The organism is Paraburkholderia phenazinium (genome assembly GCF_900100735.1).
Lineage (GTDB): Bacteria > Pseudomonadota > Gammaproteobacteria > Burkholderiales > Burkholderiaceae > Paraburkholderia > Paraburkholderia phenazinia.
The window spans coordinates 58,623-80,671 of the sequence record NZ_FNCJ01000027.1; the positions used below are offsets into that span (position 1 = coordinate 58,623).

General features: G+C 56.1%; 23 protein-coding genes. 14 read left to right on the plus strand and 9 right to left on the minus strand.

From position 1 onward, the window contains the following. Positions 1 to 52 precede the first annotated feature (52 nt). From BLQ92_RS41310 to BLQ92_RS35590, 4 genes are all read left to right on the plus strand, one after another. The gene (locus BLQ92_RS41310; protein ID WP_090690560.1) at positions 53 to 256 is read left to right on the plus strand and encodes a BPSL0761 family protein; all 204 of its coding nucleotides are present in this window, start codon (positions 53 to 55) and stop codon (positions 254 to 256) included. Positions 257 to 388: 132 nt separating this feature from the next. Further along, positions 389 to 838 carry a hypothetical protein gene (locus BLQ92_RS35580; protein ID WP_090690562.1) on the plus strand — a complete coding sequence of 150 codons (450 nt, stop codon included), beginning with the start codon at positions 389 to 391 and terminating at the stop codon, positions 836 to 838. A gap of 520 nt (positions 839 to 1,358) precedes the next feature. Further along, positions 1,359 to 1,571 (plus strand): MerR family transcriptional regulator, encoded by a 213-nt coding sequence (locus tag BLQ92_RS35585; RefSeq protein WP_090690564.1) that lies wholly within the window; start codon positions 1,359 to 1,361, stop codon positions 1,569 to 1,571. Positions 1,572 to 1,796: 225 nt separating this feature from the next. Beyond that, complete coding sequence (locus tag BLQ92_RS35590) at positions 1,797 to 2,576, plus strand: DUF29 domain-containing protein (RefSeq protein ID WP_090690567.1); 780 nt, start codon at positions 1,797 to 1,799, stop codon at positions 2,574 to 2,576. A gap of 444 nt (positions 2,577 to 3,020) precedes the next feature. Here the strand turns inward: BLQ92_RS35590 and BLQ92_RS35600 are convergent, their stop codons facing one another. Together BLQ92_RS35600 and BLQ92_RS35605 are read right to left on the minus strand one after the other, a co-directional pair. Further along, positions 3,021 to 3,203 (minus strand): hypothetical protein, encoded by a 183-nt coding sequence (locus BLQ92_RS35600; protein WP_143016692.1) that lies wholly within the window; start codon positions 3,201 to 3,203, stop codon positions 3,021 to 3,023. Between the two features lie 378 nt (positions 3,204 to 3,581). Beyond that, positions 3,582 to 4,136, minus strand: a complete 555-nt coding sequence (locus tag BLQ92_RS35605; RefSeq protein ID WP_090690575.1) for a fasciclin domain-containing protein — start codon at positions 4,134 to 4,136, stop codon at positions 3,582 to 3,584. Positions 4,137 to 4,443: 307 nt separating this feature from the next. Between BLQ92_RS35605 and BLQ92_RS35610 the strand changes: the two genes are divergently transcribed. Beyond that, a complete protein-coding gene (locus BLQ92_RS35610) occupies positions 4,444 to 4,680 on the plus strand; it encodes a DUF1289 domain-containing protein (protein ID WP_090690645.1) in 237 nt (78 codons plus the stop codon). A 55-nt stretch (positions 4,681 to 4,735) separates the two neighbouring features. On the opposite strand, the gene BLQ92_RS35615 is transcribed toward BLQ92_RS35610, so the two are convergent. Both BLQ92_RS35615 and BLQ92_RS35620 read right to left on the minus strand, forming a co-directional pair. Next, complete coding sequence (locus tag BLQ92_RS35615) at positions 4,736 to 5,932, minus strand: hypothetical protein (RefSeq protein ID WP_090690580.1); 1,197 nt, start codon at positions 5,930 to 5,932, stop codon at positions 4,736 to 4,738. Further along, a complete protein-coding gene (locus BLQ92_RS35620; protein ID WP_090690584.1) occupies positions 5,913 to 6,923 on the minus strand; it encodes a KAP family P-loop NTPase fold protein in 1,011 nt (336 codons plus the stop codon). The genes BLQ92_RS35615 and BLQ92_RS35620 overlap by 20 nt, the downstream gene beginning before the upstream one ends. Positions 6,924 to 7,451: 528 nt before the next feature. On the opposite strand from BLQ92_RS35620, the gene BLQ92_RS35625 reads away from it, so the two are divergent. The 3 genes from BLQ92_RS35625 (at position 7,452) to BLQ92_RS35635 (ending at position 11,872) form a co-directional block, all read left to right on the plus strand. Further along, on the plus strand, positions 7,452 to 9,254 hold the full coding sequence (locus BLQ92_RS35625; protein ID WP_244896683.1) for an SWIM zinc finger family protein: 1,803 nt from the start codon (positions 7,452 to 7,454) through the stop codon (positions 9,252 to 9,254). Between the two features lie 89 nt (positions 9,255 to 9,343). Further along, positions 9,344 to 10,885, plus strand: a complete 1,542-nt coding sequence (locus BLQ92_RS39725; protein ID WP_218133053.1) for an IS630 family transposase — start codon at positions 9,344 to 9,346, stop codon at positions 10,883 to 10,885. A 291-nt stretch (positions 10,886 to 11,176) separates the two neighbouring features. Then, positions 11,177 to 11,872 carry an H-NS family nucleoid-associated regulatory protein gene (locus BLQ92_RS35635; RefSeq protein ID WP_090690590.1) on the plus strand — a complete coding sequence of 232 codons (696 nt, stop codon included), beginning with the start codon at positions 11,177 to 11,179 and terminating at the stop codon, positions 11,870 to 11,872. A 277-nt stretch (positions 11,873 to 12,149) separates the two neighbouring features. Here the strand turns inward: BLQ92_RS35635 and BLQ92_RS35640 are convergent, their stop codons facing one another. Beyond that, positions 12,150 to 12,944, minus strand: coding sequence for a hypothetical protein (locus BLQ92_RS35640; RefSeq protein WP_090690593.1), 795 nt, complete (start codon positions 12,942 to 12,944; stop codon positions 12,150 to 12,152). A 221-nt stretch (positions 12,945 to 13,165) separates the two neighbouring features. Next, positions 13,166 to 13,360 carry an SDR family NAD(P)-dependent oxidoreductase gene (locus BLQ92_RS41535; RefSeq protein WP_218133056.1) on the minus strand — a complete coding sequence of 65 codons (195 nt, stop codon included), beginning with the start codon at positions 13,358 to 13,360 and terminating at the stop codon, positions 13,166 to 13,168. A gap of 336 nt (positions 13,361 to 13,696) precedes the next feature. Here BLQ92_RS41535 and BLQ92_RS35650 point away from each other — a divergent pair, with 336 nt between their 5' ends. The 6 genes from BLQ92_RS35650 to BLQ92_RS35675 all read left to right on the plus strand — a co-directional run bounded on the left by BLQ92_RS35650 (position 13,697) and on the right by BLQ92_RS35675 (position 20,269). Beyond that, complete coding sequence (locus BLQ92_RS35650; protein WP_090690596.1) at positions 13,697 to 15,232, plus strand: 5'-methylthioadenosine/S-adenosylhomocysteine nucleosidase family protein; 1,536 nt, start codon at positions 13,697 to 13,699, stop codon at positions 15,230 to 15,232. Beyond that, the gene (locus tag BLQ92_RS35655) at positions 15,229 to 16,236 is read left to right on the plus strand and encodes a CBASS oligonucleotide cyclase (protein WP_244896685.1); all 1,008 of its coding nucleotides are present in this window, start codon (positions 15,229 to 15,231) and stop codon (positions 16,234 to 16,236) included. Before BLQ92_RS35650 ends, BLQ92_RS35655 begins: the two co-directional genes overlap by 4 nt. After that, on the plus strand, positions 16,233 to 16,730 hold the full coding sequence (locus tag BLQ92_RS35660) for an HORMA-1 domain-containing protein (RefSeq protein WP_090690602.1): 498 nt from the start codon (positions 16,233 to 16,235) through the stop codon (positions 16,728 to 16,730). The genes BLQ92_RS35655 and BLQ92_RS35660 overlap by 4 nt, the downstream gene beginning before the upstream one ends. Then, positions 16,730 to 17,620: an AAA family ATPase gene (locus BLQ92_RS35665; protein ID WP_090690605.1), complete on the plus strand. Its 891-nt coding sequence runs from the start codon at positions 16,730 to 16,732 to the stop codon at positions 17,618 to 17,620. Before BLQ92_RS35660 ends, BLQ92_RS35665 begins: the two co-directional genes overlap by 1 nt. 51 nt (positions 17,621 to 17,671) lie before the next feature. Then, positions 17,672 to 18,241: a 3'-5' exonuclease gene (locus tag BLQ92_RS35670; RefSeq protein ID WP_090690609.1), complete on the plus strand. Its 570-nt coding sequence runs from the start codon at positions 17,672 to 17,674 to the stop codon at positions 18,239 to 18,241. A 201-nt stretch (positions 18,242 to 18,442) separates the two neighbouring features. After that, positions 18,443 to 20,269: a hypothetical protein gene (locus BLQ92_RS35675; protein WP_090690611.1), complete on the plus strand. Its 1,827-nt coding sequence runs from the start codon at positions 18,443 to 18,445 to the stop codon at positions 20,267 to 20,269. A gap of 56 nt (positions 20,270 to 20,325) precedes the next feature. Here the strand turns inward: BLQ92_RS35675 and BLQ92_RS35680 are convergent, their stop codons facing one another. From BLQ92_RS35680 to BLQ92_RS35690, 3 genes are all read right to left on the minus strand, one after another. Next, entirely contained in the window at positions 20,326 to 20,991 is a 666-nt protein-coding gene (locus BLQ92_RS35680; protein ID WP_090690614.1) for an HhH-GDP family DNA glycosylase, read from the minus strand. Further along, positions 20,988 to 21,608 (minus strand): 7-cyano-7-deazaguanine synthase, encoded by a 621-nt coding sequence (locus tag BLQ92_RS35685; RefSeq protein WP_090690617.1) that lies wholly within the window; start codon positions 21,606 to 21,608, stop codon positions 20,988 to 20,990. Before BLQ92_RS35685 ends, BLQ92_RS35680 begins: the two co-directional genes overlap by 4 nt. After that, positions 21,605 to 22,049 (minus strand): nucleoside 2-deoxyribosyltransferase (locus BLQ92_RS35690; RefSeq protein ID WP_176860790.1); only part of this gene is annotated, 445 nt, incomplete at its 5' end. The genes BLQ92_RS35690 and BLQ92_RS35685, both read right to left, overlap by 4 nt.

Sequence of the window (22,049 nt, forward strand, 5' to 3'; positions counted from 1 at the left end):
AACTATGACGTCTGCGCCGATGTCACACGGTCAATTTCTTCGGAGCATGGAAATGACGACTCCAGATGAGCGGACTAAAGCTGTTCGGGATACTAATGAGTTTCTTCGAACGCTCGCTTCCGTCGACCAAATCACAATTCCCGGCCTTATCCAGACAGTCGCCGTAGACCTTTTGCGGCACTACCCGCTGGACGTTGACCTCGAAGCATCTGCTTCGGCGCTGCCAAGCGTTTGGGCCCATCCACCTCCGGCATAGGTGTGGAATCGCGAAGCTCGGGTCCACACTGCGTAGCTTTCCCCGTCATTTGAACGCGGCGCGAAAATCTGCAAAACCCGCCGCGCACATCCGGAATTTCCAGCGCGAGTTGCGGGGCGGAGGCACCACAACATGCTGAAGGTAACTGTCGAAATCTGGCCGGGCGGACACGAAAATGGTCGCAGGTCGCTCGCGGCCGCAGATATCGGGCGAGTCATAAATGGTGCGCTTGCGGACTACCGGGTCGAACTGCACGAGGATGGGCAGGGTGGTATCGGAAGCGCAGGCTTGCTTGATTATCCACGCTACTCCACGACCGTGTGGGACCTCGTGGCTCGTGCGATTGCGGTGGCGTTGACGGGAAAAGAGGAACTGCCTCCACGTCCCCGGAAACTTGATGTTCCTGTACATGTAGCCGGTAATATTCCATATATTCGCCTCCGGGAGATACCGGAGCCGGCACGAAGCCTGTTTCAGAAACGCATCGCCTACTCGACTCGTCCGCTAATCGAAGAAGACCCGATGCCTATGGACTGTGCTTATTCATGGGACTGGTTCGATTTCCTGGCTGGCGACAGGTAATGCCAGCGACATTGACCAAGTGCTCCAACATGAAGTGGCTAACCCGATTCGCTTCATCGCAGAAGAACATCGACTGTGTTGCGAAGTGGTTCGGCGGGGCGATAGTGTTGCTCGGCGTGGTCCTCGTGCTCGTCATATTGGTCCCGAGGATTTTCAGATGAACGGAACCGTGGTGATTTCTTATGATTTCCAGAAGGCGCCGCGCCCGGGATTCTGCTCCGGCGCGGTACCCAAGACTTCCAACGTGGCAATCCTTTGACGCAAGCGCAACAGCTTACCAGGGGACCAACAGCATCCGGCAAACACGCGTTGGCGCGGCTCGAAGAGGCCTCACATTCGACATCGAGCATACAGTGGACTATGTCGCGATGCGACTCTTCCAAGGTGTACGACATGAGTTCGCTACCGTCACTTTTTACATCGGGATTTCTAAACAAGACGGCCCGCAGCCGCCTGCTTTGGAGTCCGCGGTTTGTTGACGTTGGCCTCGCTTGCGGCAGGGTGGCCTCGGAGACTGGAAATGAACGTCGCAGAAGCAGCCAAGTACCTCTTCGTAAGTCGCCCACACGTACGGCTATTGCTTGAACGCGGCAAGATAACCGGCATTCCCACAGAGAACGGAGACTATGCCATTGACGATGCATCTGTCGAGAAATACAAGAGCGATAGGAAGCGCGCCGCCAAAGAATATTTAGATTCGCAAACCGAAGACAAGGACCCTCTCGGCCTATAAGGCCGAACTCGCTCTGCGAATCCGACGTCCGAGCTGGTCGAGGCAACTATGAAATGGCTATTTCGGTTTGCATCTTCGCAGAAGAATGTCGATTTCGTGGTCGAGTGGGTCGGCCGGATAGCTCTGGTGCTCGGACTGATAGTTGGCTTCATCTTTGTCGTTGCAATCATCCGGAGATGACTTTCGTTCCGGCAGGGTGCGGGTGATGTTTATGAAGGAGTTCAGATGACAACCTATGACGAGGATGTCTGCGCGTGGGCATTTGAACAAGCCCGATTTCTGCGGGAACGTCGTTTCGACCTGCTGGACATCGAGCATCTTGCTGATGAGATTGAAGATATCGCGAAGGCGGAACTGGTTGAGCTAGCCAGACAGATGTCGGTCCTGTTCGCCCTTTTACTCAAGTGGAACCACCTGCCCGCCGAGCGCACCGACAGTCGTTCGGCAATGATTGAGGCGCGACGGCTGGATGTTGCCGATATTCTGGACGACTCACCGAGTCTGCGCGCCAAGGTTGATGAACCCCGAACGTTCCAGTTGATATGGGCAGACGCGCTCGCTCAGGCGACAGCCGAAAGCGGACACGATTGGTTTCCATCGGAATGTCCTTGGGCAATCGACGATGTTCTTTCTGAGGGCTGGTTGCCAGCCGACGCCTCGAAGCTTCGCCACGTGGACCTGAGGGCCTTGGCGCTCAACATCGATGCTACGTATATACGGGTTAGCGGCAAAAGTGGTGCCCGCATCCGCTACCAACGAATTAATTTTGGGCGCCCTACCCAAGGCCGTAAAGCTAAAGCGGGGGCGATAGTTTCGCGTATGGCACTGACGATTTGCATGCTCGCGCCGGATGTGGTGGATACGATTCTCACCATGCCATCTGGGCCACTCGGACGTTTGGTCAAAGCGAAGGTCCGTCGCGCACGAACACCGAAACACACCCGAGGATTGGTCAAGCGTCGTCCAGCAAGTACTATCTTTTGTATCCGGGACAGTCAGCGCTGATGGACCAATCCGCTTCAATATCGGATATCAACTCATTGCGAAACTTGCGATGTCGACGAAGGAGGCGAAGTGACCCAAGTCTTTGCATGGGGTTATGTTGCTTGGATGACGCAGCGGCCCTCAGGCTATTCGTTGTCGGGATACATCGACGGCCGGGAATTTGACATTGTCACGGACCTGCCGCAGGAGGCTGAGAGGGCATTCGCTCGCGCAGCACGTTCAGCGTGGTTGCACCGCAAACTGCGGGGCCTTCGGGGCCTACCCGCCCGGGAGTCTCCGCCCATGAATTCGCAAGATACCTACCATGAAGTCTCGCTCAGAATGGCTTTCGTGGCCGTCGTGACCGCGTTATGGAGCCGTGTATTCCGGTGACCGGCTGAGAAGCAATCAGATGAAAGTGCGCAAATTCAAGCGTGTGCGCGACTCTGTTACGCCCAGCCTTGGCTACCTGGCCGCATCTTCAACCAGATACTCGGCCTCTTTCTGGACGGGCACCCACTCGTGGCACAGATGCCGCACGGCCTCCTCGACGACTTCATAACTCAATTCACAGCTATCGATGTCCGTCACACCCATTTGAGCGAGGTCAGACGCCGCGGCTTCTCCGAAGGAAATTCTGAAGAACAAGGTATCCGACGCCATGCATGCGACCTCGCACGGGACGATATAGGGGCATCATTCTGCTCTCAGTGTTGCGCGATACATCATCATTTCGGACCGGAAAGAGCCAGCGCCGTGACCAATGCCCCTTGCCTTGATATCGGATGTGTTTGCTCAGAGCTATGGAATCGTGAAACACGCCTCTGCGCGCGTAGCCGTGCCGAAGTCTCAAATACCGAAAACACTGACTGCTTGCGTAGCGGCGAAGCGCAAGCAGCCACTGCCATCTGACCAGGGAAAACATGTCCTACGTCAAGATGCGAGGTGTGTGAGTAGGTCGTGGCTCGATACCTAAAATGACAGGGCTGCGCTGAGTTTAAACCCGTGACGATGCGTGCCTGCCTTTTACTTCGGCATCAGAACCTTATCGACCACCATGATGACGCCGTTGCTCTGCGTCACGTCGTAAGTTGATATGTCTGCGGTATGGCCGCCGGCATCCATAACTACGATGTTGTGCGGACCATTCTCAGTGAACGTCAGTGGCTCCCCATTGACCGTTTTCAGTTCCGCCTTGCCACCACCAGCCTTGATAGCCTCGTCGAGCTTGCGGAAGTCGTAGCGGCCCGGGATGACGTGGTACGTGAGGATGCTGGTCAGCATCGCCTTGTTTTCAGGCTTGACGAGCGTGTCGACCGTGCCAGCCGGCAATGCAGCAAACGCTTCGTTTGTTGGTGCGAACACGGTGAATGGCCCGGGGCTCTTCAACGTATCGACGAGACCAGCAGCTTTGACCGCAGCGACGAGCGTTGTGTGGTCAGCCGAGTTGGCCGCGTTGTCTACGATGTCCTTGCCCGGATACATGGCCTGGCCACCGACCATGACTGTGTCGCTGGCGGCGAAGGCGCCGGATACAGCTGCAGACAACGTGGCAGCTACGAACATGGTCTTGTAATTCATCATGTATTCCCCCTGAGTTACCACGCGTGATTGCGCGGTCTTGAGCTCATATACGGGGATTACTCGCGCCTGGATTCAAAAGCGGACTGCATCGCGACGATGTAGCCTGATGCGGTCCTTTTGAACGACGAGCTGCGGGATTGTGTTCTCCTACAATCGAAATGCACCACATGCCAGCATCGCCCACAGAAGTGCTACGGCACATAACGCTGAGCATCCCCCCTGCTGCAACCGTCGTGTTCGAGGCGGGAGGGGGCTGTCGCATGTCACCGTCGAAGTGCAACCTTCACGGGCTGTGACCTGCGTCATCGCAGTCAAGTCCCCGTGCATTGATGTGTGTGCTTTCAATGGCAAGACCCAACTGTGCGTCGGGTGTTTTCAAACGCTGGATGAAATTCGCGGGTGGAATAAGATGACCGACCACCGGCGCCATCAGGTGATTAACAGGCGCACGAGGCGACAGGCCAAAGTGCAGCATGAGCCCTTGGGGTTGCCGGGGGAGCCCTTGGGGTTGCCGGGGGAGCCCTCGTTTGCGGCGGTTTGAATCGAAGCCGCGGGGGCGGCCATCACCATTTCGCGGATAACACGGGGCCGCGATATCAAGCGTTGCACCTGTCTTGGACAAATTTGCGCGCCACTGGGTCTGTCCGAAGTTGGTCGGCATACCAAGCGAATTCAGCGGCGAAGGGCGATTGTTCGACAAGTGTCGCCATCTCATCCGCGTCCCAGACATAGAGGAAGAACGTTTGAAGCTGAAGTTCTCTATACGGACGTGCCCTATCTAAAAAATGCTCTAGCCCGCTTGCCACTTGGAGACAAAACGCTCGGAATGCATTGATTGCATCGATATCACGGGAGTCGCGTCCGACGTGAGACAGGCCATAGAGAATAGGGAATAGGTTGTCACTTTCAATAACGCTACCAGACATAATCGATTCTTCTGCCCGCTTGCGCCAAGAAGCAACGCAAGTTGACAAGATTTGTGCGTCATCGATGTGCATGGGGGAATTTTCAATCCTGTACCCTTCAACAAGCCGAATCTCCCCGTGGCGTGTGCCGGCAGTCACGAGAAAATCCAATCCGTACGTAAGAGGAACGCTGTTGACGAATTCGACGGCGATAGAGAATATCTGAGCCCCGCCCCGTTGGATGCAATTCGCGGCCAGGGTGGCGACGGCGCGACTAAATTCGCGCGTAGATGATGTGTGAAGTCCTTCCTCTGTGCACGACCGAATGAGCTCTCGGACGACTCCTGTGCAGTCGACGGATTTCGCAGTGTCGATATAGGCAGTCATGTGATTGACCATCTCAGTCGCTCTTGCATAATCCAGGTCGTTTAGCATGTCTCCAAGCTGACTAGGCTCAGCTAGCATTTCGTGGATATCTGCGACTTCCTGGACGCCGGTCACTGAGGTCAAAGTGAAGAATCGGATGAGCCGAGACAGTTCAGATATCCGGAGATGGCGACGTAGCGGCGAATTCGAACCGGTGCCGTTCGTAATTGGGAAGAGGAACTTGAGCGCAGCCGTCGCAACCGCCTTGTCAGCATTGTCTGGCGGCAAGTGCGCCTGCCACGCTGTTCGCCTCTCTTCTTTCGTGTTCGAAAAATACATTGACCAATCAGTGGAGCTGGCCTCTTCCTCCACTGACCAGAAGAACCCCGTGAACTGCTCGGGGTTCTGGACTACCGCGTCGCGGATTCCTGGAAATCGTTGGAAGAGCGCTTCGGCCACGATGACGTCTGACGCGTTGACTTCGTGGGTTGTGCTGGTCAGGCTAAGCGTGAGGCGATTCATGAGCCTCACGATATCCCGCGGATACCGACAGAGGCTGCACGTCAGCGTGGTGGCCCGCCCGCCCCAGCAGCTCGGATTCGAAGGGCTCGAGTTCGCGATGGATACGCTTCAGCAGGCTGGCAAGCTCGCCGGAAATGTGAGACTGCAACTGCCACGGAAATGCAGGTGAGATGGGGTACGCAACCTGCACGATTTTTTCGATGTAGGCGTTGCCCCCTGCGACCGGGCCACCGCCAAGACTTTCGCTAACTACGTTTCGGTCGTACGCGAGTAAATAAGCGACGCGTGGGAAGTCCGCGACTGCCTTGATTGTGCGGAACACTGCCTTGATTTCATCAGGCGTCAAGCGGTCAAGGTCGTCTACGATGACGACAATGCTGCGGTCAAGCTTGGCGAGCGCTTTGATAACCTCTCTTTTTCGTTCACTTAGCCCAGCTTTGATGGAGACGAGTTTTTCTGCTTCTTCGACCACCTTCTTGGCGTTATCTACCCCCTCGCCGGCCTTGGTAGCCAGTTTGCTGGCATCGTGAAGCGCGTTACCAACCGTACCTGCTGCGACTCCCACGAGACTTACACCGGGCACATACTTGAGATATTTCAGGTGGCGTAGTAATCCAGCGTATCCCAGTATCTTTCCCGCTGCCTCCAACGATTTCTTCGCACGCTTTTTGCCCGCGTCCATTCCGATGCCGGAAGCGAGTTCGGTCAAGAGGGCTTCAACCAGAGCGTCTGCCCCTGCGAGCATCCATGGGTTGAACTCGACAACGATTGGTGCCCCATCAGCCGCCGTCTTGAGCGACTCGACGATATAACGCACCACGGTTGTCTTGCCTGAACCCCATGGCCCTTCAATACCTATGACAACCCCAGGGCTCTTTGGCGGTAATACCAATAAGCTAGCGAGTTGCTCAGCAAAAGGCTTCCGACTGTAGAGGTCATTTGAAACTTGTGGTTGGTCATGCTGGAAAGCGGCAGATTGAGCGGCGGGCATTTGCGCAACTTCTCAGGAGAAGTTTGGTGTGAGGAAAGCATGATGCTATCGCCATTTCATCGCGAGAGGTATCTCCGACCGTTTGGACCGTTGTCGATTGAACTCGGACAGAACGCATGAGCCAAGAATCGACGTCCACTTTCCTGAAGTTCGTGAAGGTGGGCTAGCCGTATATTCCGGTGACCGACTAATCAGCGGGTGAACGCGGGTAAATTCAAGCACGCTCGCGACCGCTCACGCAGGTGGCGAACCCGGAAAGCAAGATGATGCTCACCGATGCGACCGTCGAAGCGGACGATTGGTGAGCTTCGAACGTTCCAGTTGATATGGGGAGACGCGCTCGCTCAGGCGACAACAGAAACCGGACGAGATTGGTTTACACCGAAATGTCCTTGGGAAATTGCGGATATTTTGGCTGACGGCTGGTTACCACCTTGAGTCGCCCCGTTTGCCGCTCGACATCCGCGAGGAGAAGCCGGTCGCACGGGGACTCCGGGAGCCCGGCGACGTAAAATTGCGCATTGCCCCATGCAGAGAAACGAACCGATGTGCGCCTCCTCCCGCCAGTCATCTTTTCATGACGTTATCACCCTCGTCGAGGTCCAGTCGCTTGCTGACCCGAAGACCTTTGCCAGAGGCAAGGCCTATTTCCACGACGGCCTCGTTTCGCGGCTGGAGGAACGCGATGGCGCACTCACTGCGAACGTGCGTGGCACTCACCGGTACACCGTTGAACTGGGCGTAGGCGGCGACGGGGAACTGACATACGAATGTGATTGTCCGGTAGGTGGCGATGGCATCTTCTGCAAGCATGCCGTCGCCCTCGCACTCTCGTGGATGGAGAATTCGGGGGAAGAAGTGTTCCATGCCGACGAGGCCAAACCAACAAAGCCTCAAAAAAAACGCAAGACCTACGAGGAATTGATACGCGAGTACGTCGCGACACTGAAAGAAGACGCCCTGCGGGAACTGCTGCTCGAAACGGCCGAGCGTGACATAGCCCTGCGCGACAAACTGCTTTTCGCCGCGCGCACGGCGAATGCCAGTGACCTGCCAGGCATGAAGACAGCTGTACGCGAGGCAACGCGTGTTTCCCGGGCTTTGGACTGGCGCGAAGCCGGTGCGTATGGGGACGGACTCATGTCGCTGGCCGACATGCTGCGTCAACGTCTTGAAGGGCCATATGCCGCGCAGGTCGTCGAACTCGCGGAACTGGCGATTGCCGGCGCTGAAAAAAGTCTTGAACAGATTGACGATTCGGGTGGCGACGTGATGCCGGCCATCATGGAACTGGCGACCGTGCACCTTGAAGCGTGCCGCCGGACCGGGCCTGATGCGGTGGCGCTCGCCGGGCGTCTGTTCAGATTCCAGACGGAAGGTGCGTGGGATACGTTCTACGATGTGCTGCCGGCGTACGCGGAACCGCTGGGCGATGCCGGGCTGCGCCGATACCGCGAACTTGTCGAGAAGGGCTGGGATGCCCTGCCGTCGCTCGCGCCCAGCAATGAATCTCGCCGGTCTTTCGAACCGCTGCGGATGCGGCTCGAAAGAGCGATGAGCTCCCTGGCCGAACGCGACGGCGATATCGACGCGCTGATTCGCATCCGTTCGAAGGACCTGTCGAGTCCCTACCGCTTTTTGCTGGTCGCGCAGCTTTGTGCAGAACACGGACGTCACGACGACGCTCTGGCATGGGCCGAACGCGGTCTTGCCGAATCGGGCAAGACCATCGACCAGCGACTGCTCGATTTCTGCATTCAGGAATACTTGCGCCGCGAAGAGTTTGAGAAGGCCGATGCAGCCGCATGGCAGCGATTCGGTTTGCGACCTGTCGCCGAAGGGTTTGCAGAATTGATGAAGGTCGCAGACGCTACGGCCAGACATGATGCCATCCGTGAGCGCGCGCTCAGTCATCTCTGGGCAGCCGTAAAGCGGGAGGAGTCAACCGCGCAATCGAAGCGGACCATGTGGCAGGCATTCACCCGCACCGAACTGGTCAGGATATTCCTCTCTGAGGCCGACAGTGATGCCGCATGGGATGCCTTCAGCAGCGGCCCGGTCGCGACGCACATCTGGCCACAAATGGCGGTTGCTCGCGCGAAGACGCATCCGCATGACGCCATCGCGCTGTATCACCGGCTGTTACCCATTGCGGCGGAGAACGGGACACGAAACGCGCGGTATCAGGAAGCATTCGGCGTTGTACAGGCCATCGGCCGATTGCGAGCAAAGCTTGGGGAACAGGTAATGTTCGCATCTGAGCTCAATGAGATTCGCGCGATGTACCGCGCCAAACGCAACTTCATCAAGCTACTCGAGGTACTACACTAAACGCATCATTGATTGACGTTGACGACCGCGTTCCAACGCAGGTTACCGACGCAGGCAAGGTCTCGGCGGTCGACCGGGAGGTGCGACGAATGTACACCGACATGACACACTGGAACCGTGTCCGCGCACGTGTCATGAAACGCGGTGAGTCGACTCGTTCGGTCGCGGCAACTGAAGGCATCAGTCGCAACACCGTACGCAAGATGCTCAGGTTCGAGCAGCCACCGGGATATCGGCGAACGGCAGCTAACAGCCTGAAGTCGGGCGCGCGGTCACGGTCTTCGGGGCCATGGAAGGACGTGGCGGGCGTTTTGCGCTCACTTCCTTCACGGGAGGCGGCCGGATTTCTGTCATCACTGTTTCGGACATTACATTCCGCCGGCTCCTGCGAAGCCGCGGAACAGCGTCTTCGCACATGGGGATTCGGGGCAAAGCCGGTTGACCATGCCGAACAGAGCCGATTGCGATGGATGCGTTTCATGTACGACATCGAGCGAGGTTGCGTCCCTGTGGCAGCCGGTCTGGACCCGGAGCAGTGCGAGAGGTTGATGCGCAGATTGTTGCCGGAGTCCGCCAACCAGCGTCACAAGGCGCTGTCGATACTTGCTCACGCATCCGGAATTTCGGCTCGGGAGATTGCTCGCCACCTCGGCGCCAGTCGGAACGGAGTGCGCAGTTACCTGCGTGATTTTGAAGCCGGCGGCGTAGACGCGCTGTTCAACAGAAAGCAGCCTGCACGGATGACAGATAATGCGGTCCTACGAGGTGCGGTGTTTACGCTGCTGCATGAGCCACCGTCGGCGTCGGGTATCAACCGGACCACGTGGAAAATGGCGGACCTGCAACACGTTCTCGCGGCCAGAGGTCATCAAGCGGGTGCTGACACTATCCGGTCAATCATCAGAAGCGCCGGTTACGCCTGGAAGTCTGCGAAGGTGGTGTTGACCAGCACGGATTCTCGCTACGAGGAAAAGCTTGCGCGCATCAGGGACGTTCTGGGACGTCTGCAGCCCGACGAACACTTCTTTTCAATCGATGAGTTCGGCCCGTTTGCGGTAAAGGCGAAGCCGGGGCGGCTGCTGACGGCGCCTGGTGTACAGCCCAGCGTGCCTCAATGGCAGAAGTCAAAGGGATGTCTGATTCTGACGGCCGCGCTCGAACTTTCGGCTAATCAGGTGACGCACTTTTACTCGACGGCCAAGAACACTGACGAGATGATTCGCATGGCGAACAGGCTGCTTGAGCGATATGCCGATGCTAGAACGCTTTATCTTTCCTGGGACGCAGCATCATGGCATCTGTCGAAAAAGTTGACGGCCTTCATCAATGAACACAATGCTACCGCAGAGGCAAACCATCGCCCGTTGCTGGAGTTGGCGCCGTTGCCCGCGAGCGCGCAGTTTCTGAATGTTATCGAATCCGTTTTCAGTGGCATGGCAAGAGCCATCATACATAACAGCGACTATGAGTCGGTCGATGCCGTGAAGGGCGCAATTGACCGGTACTTTCTTGAGCGTAATCTGCACTTCGAGACGCATCCGAAGCGGGCCGGAAAAGCGATATGGGGTTTGGAGCGAACCGCCTGCGAGTTCTCCGGTGCGAATAACTGCAAGGACCCGACATACCGATAGTCTCCAGCCTTGCGGGGCGGCGTTATTCGTCAGCAAGCGACCGTTGCAAAGGTCCTGGATGCTTCGGTGCGTTGCGAGATTGGGCGAAAACCTAGCGGGCTGACGACCGTTGCGTCGTGCGATTTATGGAAACGTGTCGCGCCGACTTTCTGGACGTCGAACACCTAGCCGATGACATCGAAGACGGCTGCTTCTCAGAAATCAACAGAAGGAACAGACGACACACAGCTCTTTCTCGTTCGACCGGCTCATGGCATAGTGCCGTCATTGAAAACAGCAGGAGCAAGCGCAGTGGCAACACTCGAACAAATCCAGGCAAGACTCAAGAGGCTGCAAGCACAAGCCGAGGCTATCGTTGCAAAGCAATCGTCAGTCGTGCTCGAAAAAATTCGCGGCTTGATGGAAAAACACGGCTTAACGACGGCAGACATCGACGCGCATGTTGGACGCAAGAAGCGCGGACCAAAGGCTGGTTCCAAGGCCGCAGTGAAGACAGCGAAGTCAGTGGCGAAATATCGAGACCCGAAAAGCGGTGCAACCTGGTCCGGCCACGGACGTGCGCCGGGGTGGATTGCGAACGTGAAAGACCGCAGCAAGTTTTTACTCGACAGCAGCGCTACGAGCGCCGCGCCTGCTGCCGCGCCTGCTGCCGCGACGAAGGCGAAGGTTGCGGGCAATTACGTGCGGGGACCACACCCGGTCAAATACCGCGACCCGAAGTCCGGTGCGACCTGGAGCGGCCGTGGCCGAGCGCCGGAGTGGCTGGCTGGTGCCAAGGACCGGACACGGTTTCTGATTGCTGGCGTCAGCGAGGTTGCGGAATCTGGTGTTGCGATTAAGCCGAAAACTGTCGCGAAGAAGCTCGCGACAAAGACGGCGGTAGCGAAAAAGTCTGCGGCCAAAAAATCGATTGTCGCAAAAAAGGTTGTTACGAAGCCGAGTGTCGCGGAGGCACCAGAAGCGGAATCTTCTCAAACACCCGTATAACCGAGCACGCAGCGCTCGGTTCTTGCCGCGTGTCGGTTCTCGGTGAACTCCCTGTTCCGGCTCTGCCGGCGGGCATTACACCGGAGCACCCACGCGCGCGGCGAGTGCTCGTCTTCGAGATTGAGAACGTCCGTTTCGAATACTGGTATTCAATCGGTATCGCAAAGCTCTTCGATTTTTAAAGTTCTCGTCCGACGAACCAAGAACCGCACACCTGGATTGGCGACTAACAGCGAGGGACTTTGAGCGGCTGCGCTAAATAACAAGCGCTCCTCAGTTACGGTACCGTCATTGCCCTTAGAGCTGCTGGAACCTCATTTAGGTCGATTGTTGACCAAGTCTCCACGTTCGCAAGGGGTACGGTGTGAGCATGTATAGGGCCACTTGGGGTATATATGGCGCATAACTTGTCGTTGCACGAAACAGGCACGCCGGCGATAGTGCCTCCTTTGTTAAGGGTAAATTCGACGAATTGCACCTGATGGTCCTGCATCGTCTTTATGTCCCAGTGCCGGATGGCGCTCATCTCCCTTAAGGCGTCTGCCGCGCCCCTGCTTCGAACTGGCTCCAGCAATACCATCGGTACCACGCTAAATATCATTAGCGCGAAGAGAACGATGGCCGCGACCCAGAAAGCCCAAACTTCAAACGTCACGAGGCTGACCGACGGTGCTTTGTTTCTTGATGACAAATTTCCAGACTTCCCTTTCGCACGGTGTCTGGCGATGTTTCCAAATAGGAAAATAGCTGCAAACACCGAAGCGAAACATACGAAAATCCCGAGGAGTGGGAGCAGGTAATCTTCCTGCGCGAAGTATCCAAGATATACAAGCTGGTCCGTGCTCCAGGGTAGTGCATCCGGCTGGAAGCCGAACTTAACTAGGTACCCAATTCTGTAGGCATGGCCCGCGTTGAGGAGTAACCAGACGAAGATTGCGCCGGTCAATGCGAGTCCGCTGATAATTGCTCCAAAAGTCGGATACTGAAACGCGGTATGGCTTGCCGCAGCATCGATTTGCCCCAGGTCGCTCAGGGAGGCGCTAGATTTTTTTCTGCCTGTGGCTGTACTCATTGCTGAACCCCGTGTTGTTTTCAAAGGAAAGGAAGCGTAAGCGATTTTCAGGCGTGCGGCGCTCTGCTGGCCTGCCGCCCATCCCAATGACGCAGGGCCGCGGCTTGGGTTCGTGCAGCCGGTCAGGAATTATCGTGCAGTGAATGCAGAGTTCGGGTTTTTCCGAACAGCCATTGAAAGAGCGAATGGCCCTTTTTCGTGCTCGGTTGGCATTGGTGTTGTTAGTCGACCAGTGCATCAAGCGTCGGCGTAGTCTGCTCGACAATGTCTACCGCACGGTCGACCGGTTCTCCGTCTGCCACGTCGAGTTCGACAAGTCGAACATCGAGGCCTAACGTACGTAATTGAGAGGCAGCCGCCTCCCCTCGAATTTCGTTTCTCGCTCCCAGCCAAACCCTGAACCCTAGCTGGGCCAGCCCGCTGGCTGTGCTCTATCCGATGCCTTTGTTTGCACCCGCTACCAAAGCAGTAGGCATTACGAGTTTCCACAAAACGATGGTCCGAGTGCGTTCACGACGCTGAGTCCCAACAAATGACTAAATATGCATACCGCATATTCACACTATCGCCCCGGCCTCATCCGCACCCGCATTTGAACGGCTGGGAGGAGTGGCCCCCCGGTGGTAGGCGATTCAAACAGTTATTCGGTAATTTATACATTACACGAAGTTGACGTATGCAGATATCGCTCGAATATTCCGAACCTGCTAGCATATGTCTTACAAATATACCGGTTTCTAGTAATCATTTCTATGACATCACCAAATGCACCGAGCCTCGTCGGTAAAAATATCTTGATTGCTGGCAGTATCTTGGAATCAACCGATGGCGCTCTCGCGAGGCGGGCTCGCGACTTCGTCAAAGCCTTGGCCGCAGAGGTGATTCATCATGGCGGCAGGCTGGTCGTCTATCTCGGAGGCGAGCCAGTGGACAGCAATGGCGATGGACTTACGTTCGACTGGCTGATTGCGCGAGAGGTGGACGCGCTATGTCCGGGTGAGCAAATTGCGCCCCGCCTGATTGTCGTGACGTCGGAGCGCAATCGGCGCGAAAAGATGACAGAAGAGCATCGCAAATTAATCGCCCAACTTACGATGCGCAACGTTTGTGACATCGTCCCTCTTCACGACGCGACGGTTACCGGCGGCAATATTGGCGACGCGCAAGTCGACGTCGCCGATGCCATGTTTGCTGTCGGCGGTGGTAAGGGGGTTTTGGACCGGGCGCGTAAGCTCGCAAAACTCAACATCCCAACATTGGCGTCTGACATCGAGGTAGGCGGTTATAGCAACGATGGCGAGGGTGCCATTGGGTTGCACCGTCAGTTCATGAATGACCCGACATCGCTGATGATGTTCACCGGCCCGGCAGCTGTAAAAAGGGTGCTGGCACTGTCACTTCAGGAGCCGGTGCAATCGGCTAAAGACATCGCGGCCGCTTCGGTGGCTTTGATTGGGGCTGAACTTGTGGCGAAGCAGGACGCGGCACGAACCGATGTTTTGGTGCTGACCGCATTGGCAGTCGAACTCACGGCCGCAAAGACGGCTTTCAGCATCGCGCCGGAGGCATCTCCGCGTCGTACCGAAAGCGGCATCAACTATTGGCGCAGTCAGCAGCGGCGCGCAGACGGAACAATAGTGACGTGTGACGTCGCGAGCTTCGGCAATGCAGGTAATGTCAATGCTGCTTCAATGACATCCACCCTGATTTCCGAACTCGGACCTACGCTGGTGCTGATGGTTGGAATTGCCGCCGGCATGCGGGACAAATGCAAACTCGGCCAGGTGGTCATCGCAGAACGCGTAGTCGGCTATGAAGGAATGGCGGTAGTACAAGGCGGTAAGGAGGAGGCTCGACCGGAACAGTATCCGTTGAATCCTAGAGTCCGCCAAGACATCACCGCCTACCTTTCGGCGCCGATGCAAGTGAAAGAGCGACTTGACAACGCATGGAAACTTCATGAGCTCACCATGCCAGAAGACGTAGAAGCTGGACCTGTCACTGACACGAGTCTGCCCGAACTATCCACCATCGCGAGCGGTGAACAGCTGCTCAGAGACACTGCGCGGTTCGCTCAGCTAAGAGAGCTACACGGGAAAATCGAAGTTGTCGAAATGGAGGCGGTCGGTGTTCATGCCGCGTGTCACCATAACAGCGTACCGGCGCTCGTAATTCGTGGTATCAGCGACTTCGGAGATTCCACGAAGGACGGCCGTTTTCACGCACTGGCATCAAACGCAGCTGCGCTCGTAGCAATCGACCTCATCAAGAGCGGTCTAGGTGCTTGAGTCGCCAGGCGCGCGCGCGGGTCACAACCAACAGCGAAAAACTTCAGATGCCGCTAGCCAATAAAGAACTGCTGTACTACGACCATGAGGTACTCCGGCTTCCGGCGGACAAGCGGAAGGAGTACCACGAACAGGTTGACAGACTCGTCGGTGAACTGAGCCAGTCTCTGAAAGACAAGGCGGAAATTAAGGTAACCCGAGTGGTAAAGGCGGGCTCGTTTGCGAAACACACTATTCTAAGAAAAACGAACGACGACCCCGTCGATGTCGATGTTGTCTTCTACATTGACGGAAAAGATATCGGCACGGAGACTCTTAAGAGTCTCGGCGACACCATCTACGACCTTCTTATTAAACAGTATCCGAACAAAAGCGTATCGGATTTTCAGATTCAACGTCGAGCCGCAACCGTGGAGTTCATCGGGTCCGGTCTGGCCGTCGATATCGTGCCGGTCATCCAGATGCCGTCGAATCCGGACTATGGATGGCAGTATGACCTTGCAGACGGGAGCAGGAATCTCACGTCTGCCCCCGGACAGATAAAGTTTGTGCGGGACAGAAAGAACGCAGATGGCAACTTTCGTACGTTGGTACGGCTCGGGAAACGCTGGCGTCGACACACCGAAGTACCTGGCCTGAAGTCATTTCACATCGAGTTAGTTATCGCGCACCTGCTCGAGGTGAACGGAAACGTCGGCAGTATTGAACAGCGCTTCTTGGATTTTTTGCTGTTTCTTGCCCAAGACAAGCTCAAGCCTCGAATCGATTTCCAAGAGAATCGAGGCTACCCTCAGGTCGCGTTCAACGACCCTGTCGTTGTGGTTGACCCCGTGAGCAACGGTAACAATACTACCGCCCGGATAACGGACACCGAGCGACTCGAGATAGCAAACATCGCTCAAAATTCCTGGGAAACGGCCTATACGGCTTCAATGGAAGATGACGTCGACCAGTGGAAAGAAATATTCGGCCCTCGCTTCCGAGTGAAGGATAAAGAACAATGAGCAGCACATCGACAAAAACTACGACACACACATATACAACTGTCGATATCGAGACTGTAATTCGACGGTTCACGACGGATATCATGATGATTGCGGATAGCACAAAAGCAATCACCCGAGAACATGCCAAAGCCTACGGTCACGATATCGAAGTTTGGGCACAAAGAGGATTCTTGAAGTGGGTTGATGTCACATTGTTCGATGGGTCAACCGAAATCAAGGCGGTTCGTTATAACGTCGTGACGAGTTCGGGCGACCTTGCAGCGGACAAGCCTGGCGGTGTCCTCTGGCCGAAAATCGAGAACGCACATGTGCGCGTATTCATTCAGCCGACATCCGAATATTTCAATGCCGATAGGTCGGTGTTCGAGTCGAAACTAGAACTGACCTGGAGTGACTCTTCGGCTGACATCAACCATTCGACGCTGACCGCAGGAGGTGGACGCGGGTATTCCAGCAACGGGTATGGATTGACGCGAGAGGATTATCAATAATGGCAGAGGCATCCGTATTCGACGTCAGGGTCGCCCTTCCTGACTCCAGCATCACCGCACGAGCAAAAACATTGCTAGGCTTCGAGGAAAGATACACCAAGGTTCGGAATCAACTAAGGCTGCTTCTGAGCGCTAACGAACTTGAAGCATGGAGCAAGAAGCACTACGGAACCAAGATTCCTCTGGTGGACCTGGTCAAGGACCAGTATCCGCTCGTGATATTTCATGGAGACGTGGGCACGGGAAAGACGGCGATGGCGGAAGCAATCAGCAACCGCCTTGTAGCTGAGTCCAAAGTGGAAGACTCGGAGCTTTTCAAGCTCAGCAGCCGTGTGCGCGGAACCGGTGCGGTTGGGGAAATGGGGGGCCTCATTTCTGACGCATTCGCAGAAATTGGGAAGTCCTGTGGCAAAACCCGACGAGCTGTTCTGATTGTTGACGAAGCCGACTCCCTTGGCGCATCTCGCTCGCAGCAGCATAGTCACCATGAAGACAAAGTGGCTGTGAATACGCTAATCCAGTCAATCGATGAGTTGCGCAAGTATGGCGGCCGAGTGGTAGTCTTTTTTTGCACGAACCGCATTGATGCGCTCGACCCGGCCATCCTTCGCCGCGCGGCGCTTGTAGAGGAATTCTCGCGACCGGATGATGCTCAGCGAAAAGCGCTTTTCGAGGGTGACCTTGACGCGCTTGGTCTGAAGTCGTCGGAAATTGCGACACTGGTGTCGGCTACGGCGCCGCAGAAAAATGCGCCTGGATGGACGTACTCTGATATTCGCACACGCCTATATCCGGCGGCATTGGCGTTGGCCTTTCCCGACCACAAACTGAAGTACGAGCACATTAGCAGCGTGCTGTCGACAATGAAGCCCTCGCCTGTCCTAGCATAAGGGCGTACTGTATGACATGGCGGTGTTGCGCAGGCAACGGAGGATTTCCAAATGGCAGAGCATAAAGAGGTCTTTATTTCTGTCGACGTTGAGACGGCGGGGCCGATACCCGGGGAATACAGCATGCTCTCCATCGGTGCATCTCACGTTGATTCGCCAGACTACAGTTTCGAGTGCATGCTGAAGCCACTGAATCGGAATTTCGTGCCCGACGCATTAAAAGTGACCGGCCTTTCTCTGGATGACCTAGATGCAACGGGGCGGTCGCCCGAGCAGGCGATGCACGAGTTCGCATCGTGGATTAAGGAGACATGCTCGGATGGCGGAACCCCTGTGTTTGTTGGTTTAAACGCCCCCTTTGACTGGTCATTCATCAACTACTACTTCCACCGTTTCGTCGGTCAGAATCCCTTCGGTTTTACTGCGCTCGACATCAAGGCGTACTTCATGGGCGTGACGGGTTGTTCCTGGGATGACACCCGGTCAAGCGCAATAACAAAGGTTGTCAGCCCTAGTTTAAAGGGCGACCATAACGCATTGCACGATGCAGCGTATCAGGCTGAACTCTTTCGCTTAATACGTGAGCTCCAAATTACGAAGGCTTGCCGACAGCGGAACTGAGCATATCCTTCGAGGCGCACACCCGACTACTACCGCAAGCGCGAGTTGAGAGTCGGCCAAAGGCGTGTCCGGAAAAAATCGGATGGCACTCAGACTTTATGCATCGTCTCTGCACGGCGCAAGAGCGCGCCCGATATCGAACAGGAATGAAGCGGTTAAAAGACCGCTATCGGAAGTGCAACGAAGATAAGGAACAGCACAATGCTCCAAGTCAGCACGGGGAAATTTTTCAACACCGAAGACATGCGGGAGACAATTCACCGCGGAGTGTTGTATTCGAACTTCCAGATTCGCCCTGATGGGTGCATAGCCACGCAAGCGGGCACATTGTCCGCCGCAGCGCGGTGGAGGGACGTCCAGACTTTGGTTTGCGAGGTCATCGAACGCCAGCCCAATGTTTGGATGGGCGGCATGATTACGTCGGTAGGCCCAGATACCTTCATCAACGACTTCGCGGCGGTCGCCTCCTTCGCCCTCGAACGGCTGTTCACACCAGACCACGACTTGGCAGTGCGACTGCTAACCTCGGAGCGCCCTCCGCTCGGCATCCCTAGGCTTCCTCGAAATTATGTTTCGAAGACGTTCGACATGGACGCCCCCTACGACCGGGAAGCAGAAGCTCGTGTGGCAAACCTCTTCACGGACCTACTTAGCCTAGAGCGCAAATCGTTCTCCGCAGCAATGAGCGCAATTCGACGATACGTCACTGCTCTTCACCGGCTATCCGACGATTTGGACCTCGCCTACACGCTCTTCGTCGCTGCGATAGAGTCGCTTGTGCAGAAGTTCCACGGTACCGCACCCGTGTGGGGAGACCTTGACCAGCGAAAGCGCAAGCCAATCGACAAAGCGCTGGAAGACGCGGAATCCGATGTGGCGAACGCTGTACGAGCTGCGATTCTCAGCGGCGAACACGTGGCGCTCGGACGAAGGTTTCGAGAATTCTCTTTGGACCACGTGAACAACCAGTTTTTTCGTAATGGCGCAGCGAAATCAATGCTCCCACCGGGAAAGAGCGACCTGACAATCGCGCTGAAGAACGCGTACGACATCCGCTCCGGCTACATTCATACCCTGAAAGCCATACCTAGATTGCTCGCATCTCCCCACTCGCTCGCAGAAGTCATGCACGTCGACGGCAGTCCGCATCTGACGTTTGAGGGTTTGGCGCGGGTCGCGCGCTCCGTGATTCATGAGTTCGTCCGCCGCGCGCCGAGAAGCAAACGCGAAGAGTTCGACTATCAGAAGGATTTTCCCAATCTACTAACGATGCCCTTAGCGCCGAGTATGTGGATTCACAATGCGGCAAACCTCACTGCTGATTCGGCCTATGTATATCTCAACGGGTTTCTCCATGAAGTGGAGCAGCAGCAGTTGAACCCCAGCGCGCCCGTCACGGACATCCGAAAAGTCACCGAGAAAATCGACAACCTCTTACCCGCCCTTGCGAAGCCCGAGCAGCGTCTCCCGTTGGTCACGTTGCACTACTGGTTCTCCCATTGGCTTCCTGCTGACGAAAGAAAAAAAGCAATCAGCAGGCTCGGTACATTTCTGGGCGACTTGGAGGGAGAGTCTGCGGAGGCCTTTTTCCTGTACGTGTACGAAGGTCGACTGCCACCGTGGCCAGCGAAAACATGTGAAGACCTCCTCGACAAGTATTTCAAATTCCGATACAGAGACAAGCGGCTGAACGTCGGTAGCCTTCTGGGTGCAGCTGGACTCCTTGCCATTGCAGAGAAGTTCAGATTGGCTGAGCAAGATAGGGAGGCACGCCGGCTTATCGCCCGCGCAGTCGAAGAATTTCCGGGAATGGCTAGACTATGGGAATTCGAATCTCGATTCGGCGAAGAACTACCGCCGATTGGGTGGTGGGAAGTGTTATTGCCAGAGGGCGTAGCCAGCGCAGAGTCAAAAAATATGGCGACGGGAAAGACGCTAAGCAAGTTGAACGCACGTCTGCGTCCATCCGCGAAGCCTCGCGCACCGCTGCATCGTCGTGCAGTGCCGCAAACTCGAAAAAGGGGCTGATGCACGCCAGAAAACGAACATAAAAACGCCGCCTGTGGACCGGTTCGCGATGCGTCTCAGACTCCGAGAGTCAACTGCCCCGGACCGGGTGCTGCAGCGCGACGCCAGAGCCAAGCATCAAACTCTCGTCGCGGAAGCGAAAGAAGGTCCGCTGCGCAGCAGAACGACTTGCGCAGGAATTGATAGTCATCGTGCTCGACCCCAGCCGTCTTTGCGAACGTCCGCACATGACGGTCGACTGCGATGGAGTCGATGCCAACGAGGCACGCCATGTAATCCACGGTCTTCGGACCGATACCATTGACAGTCTGAATCGCCTCGCAGAACTCGTCGGATATCAGACCGGTGCGCAAGTCCTTCACTTCCTCGATTCCCCAATCCTTCAGGAAAATGACCAGCGCTTCGAATCTACTGACCTTCTCAGGGTGGCGCCAGTTCAAGAATGCACCGGTCTCGCCATCCTGAATCAGCGAAACCAATGATGAAATCGTACGGCAAGTCGGATGCGTCCGCAGGATAGCTAGGACCCGCGGCCGCACAACCGTGGTGTATTTAAGTCCAGCCTGAAGCACCGAATCGGCGAGAACGGCTCCCAGGTGTTCGCACGTAGCACGCGGGTGCTTCTCATCGAAGAGCGCACCTTCATCCTTAGCATGGTCGGCAATGCGACGCGCTGCGAGCAGCACCTCGATGGCGGACCCTTTGGCACCAATCCTGCTCATACCAGTTTCGCCTCTTTCAATGCGTTCAGGCGCTCGACGCAATTCGGACAGGCGCCGCATGGAAACTGTGCCGACGCTTGGCACGAGTAGGTTCGCCCGATAGGCACGCCAAGTTCTGCGGCCGCCCGAGCCACGTCCGCCTTAGACGAGTAGCGGAATGGCGAGTGAAAGCGAACGGGACCAATGCTCGATGTAAGTCCGTCGAGGCTGTTCATAAACGCGGCAGAGCAGTCAATTTCTTTGGCGTGGTTGCTGTTGATGAAGCCAGTATAGACATCCAGGATACCGACAGTCTGTGCGCGCGCAGCAGCCGCAGCAAAGAACAACATCGTTCGGTACGGAATGTACAGGTCGTCGTCCTTGACCTCCTCGGTCCAGAGGTCAGCTTCGCGAATCAGCCGCGACTGCGACCCTCTGAAAATATCCGACATGTTGAAGCGCTCAGGCCGCTGCACATCGGCGGGCAAGACTTCGTTGACGCGACTCCACTCCATTTCTACGCAATGTTGCCCGTAGTCAAAAAAGATTGGCACAACCTCAACGCCCGTTGCCACGAGCTGGTATCCAACAGTCGTTGAGTCCAGGCCGCCGGAGGCCAGAAGAAGGGCTTGTTTCATCGCAATTCGGCCCTCAATTTGGCAAGCAGTTCAAAGGTGCCGTTGAGGCATACGTCGAGGTCGGCGGAGTATACCGAACTTCCGACGACCACCATCGTGTTCTCATTTTCCAGCCGCGGGTCGTAGGTAATGACCGGCTTGCCCATTTCGATTGCCATTCCGATTTCGACGAGCGTACCAGGGTCACGGCCGAGTGGGACCGCGAAAACTGCCGCGCATTCTTTGAGCAACAGACAGTCCATGTGATATGCGCGTCGCAGTTCGCCTTCGCTCGCCGGCCGCTTCAACTCTCCGTTTTCCTGGATGGGACGACGCACCCTGAAGTTGTGATACGAGAGGCTATCCGCAGCACGGTCGAGTTCCTGCTTCTCGACGTACGATAAATCTGGACCAGCAAGATATATGGAATAGCTTGGCCTGTCGTGCCATGAAAGTGCCGTC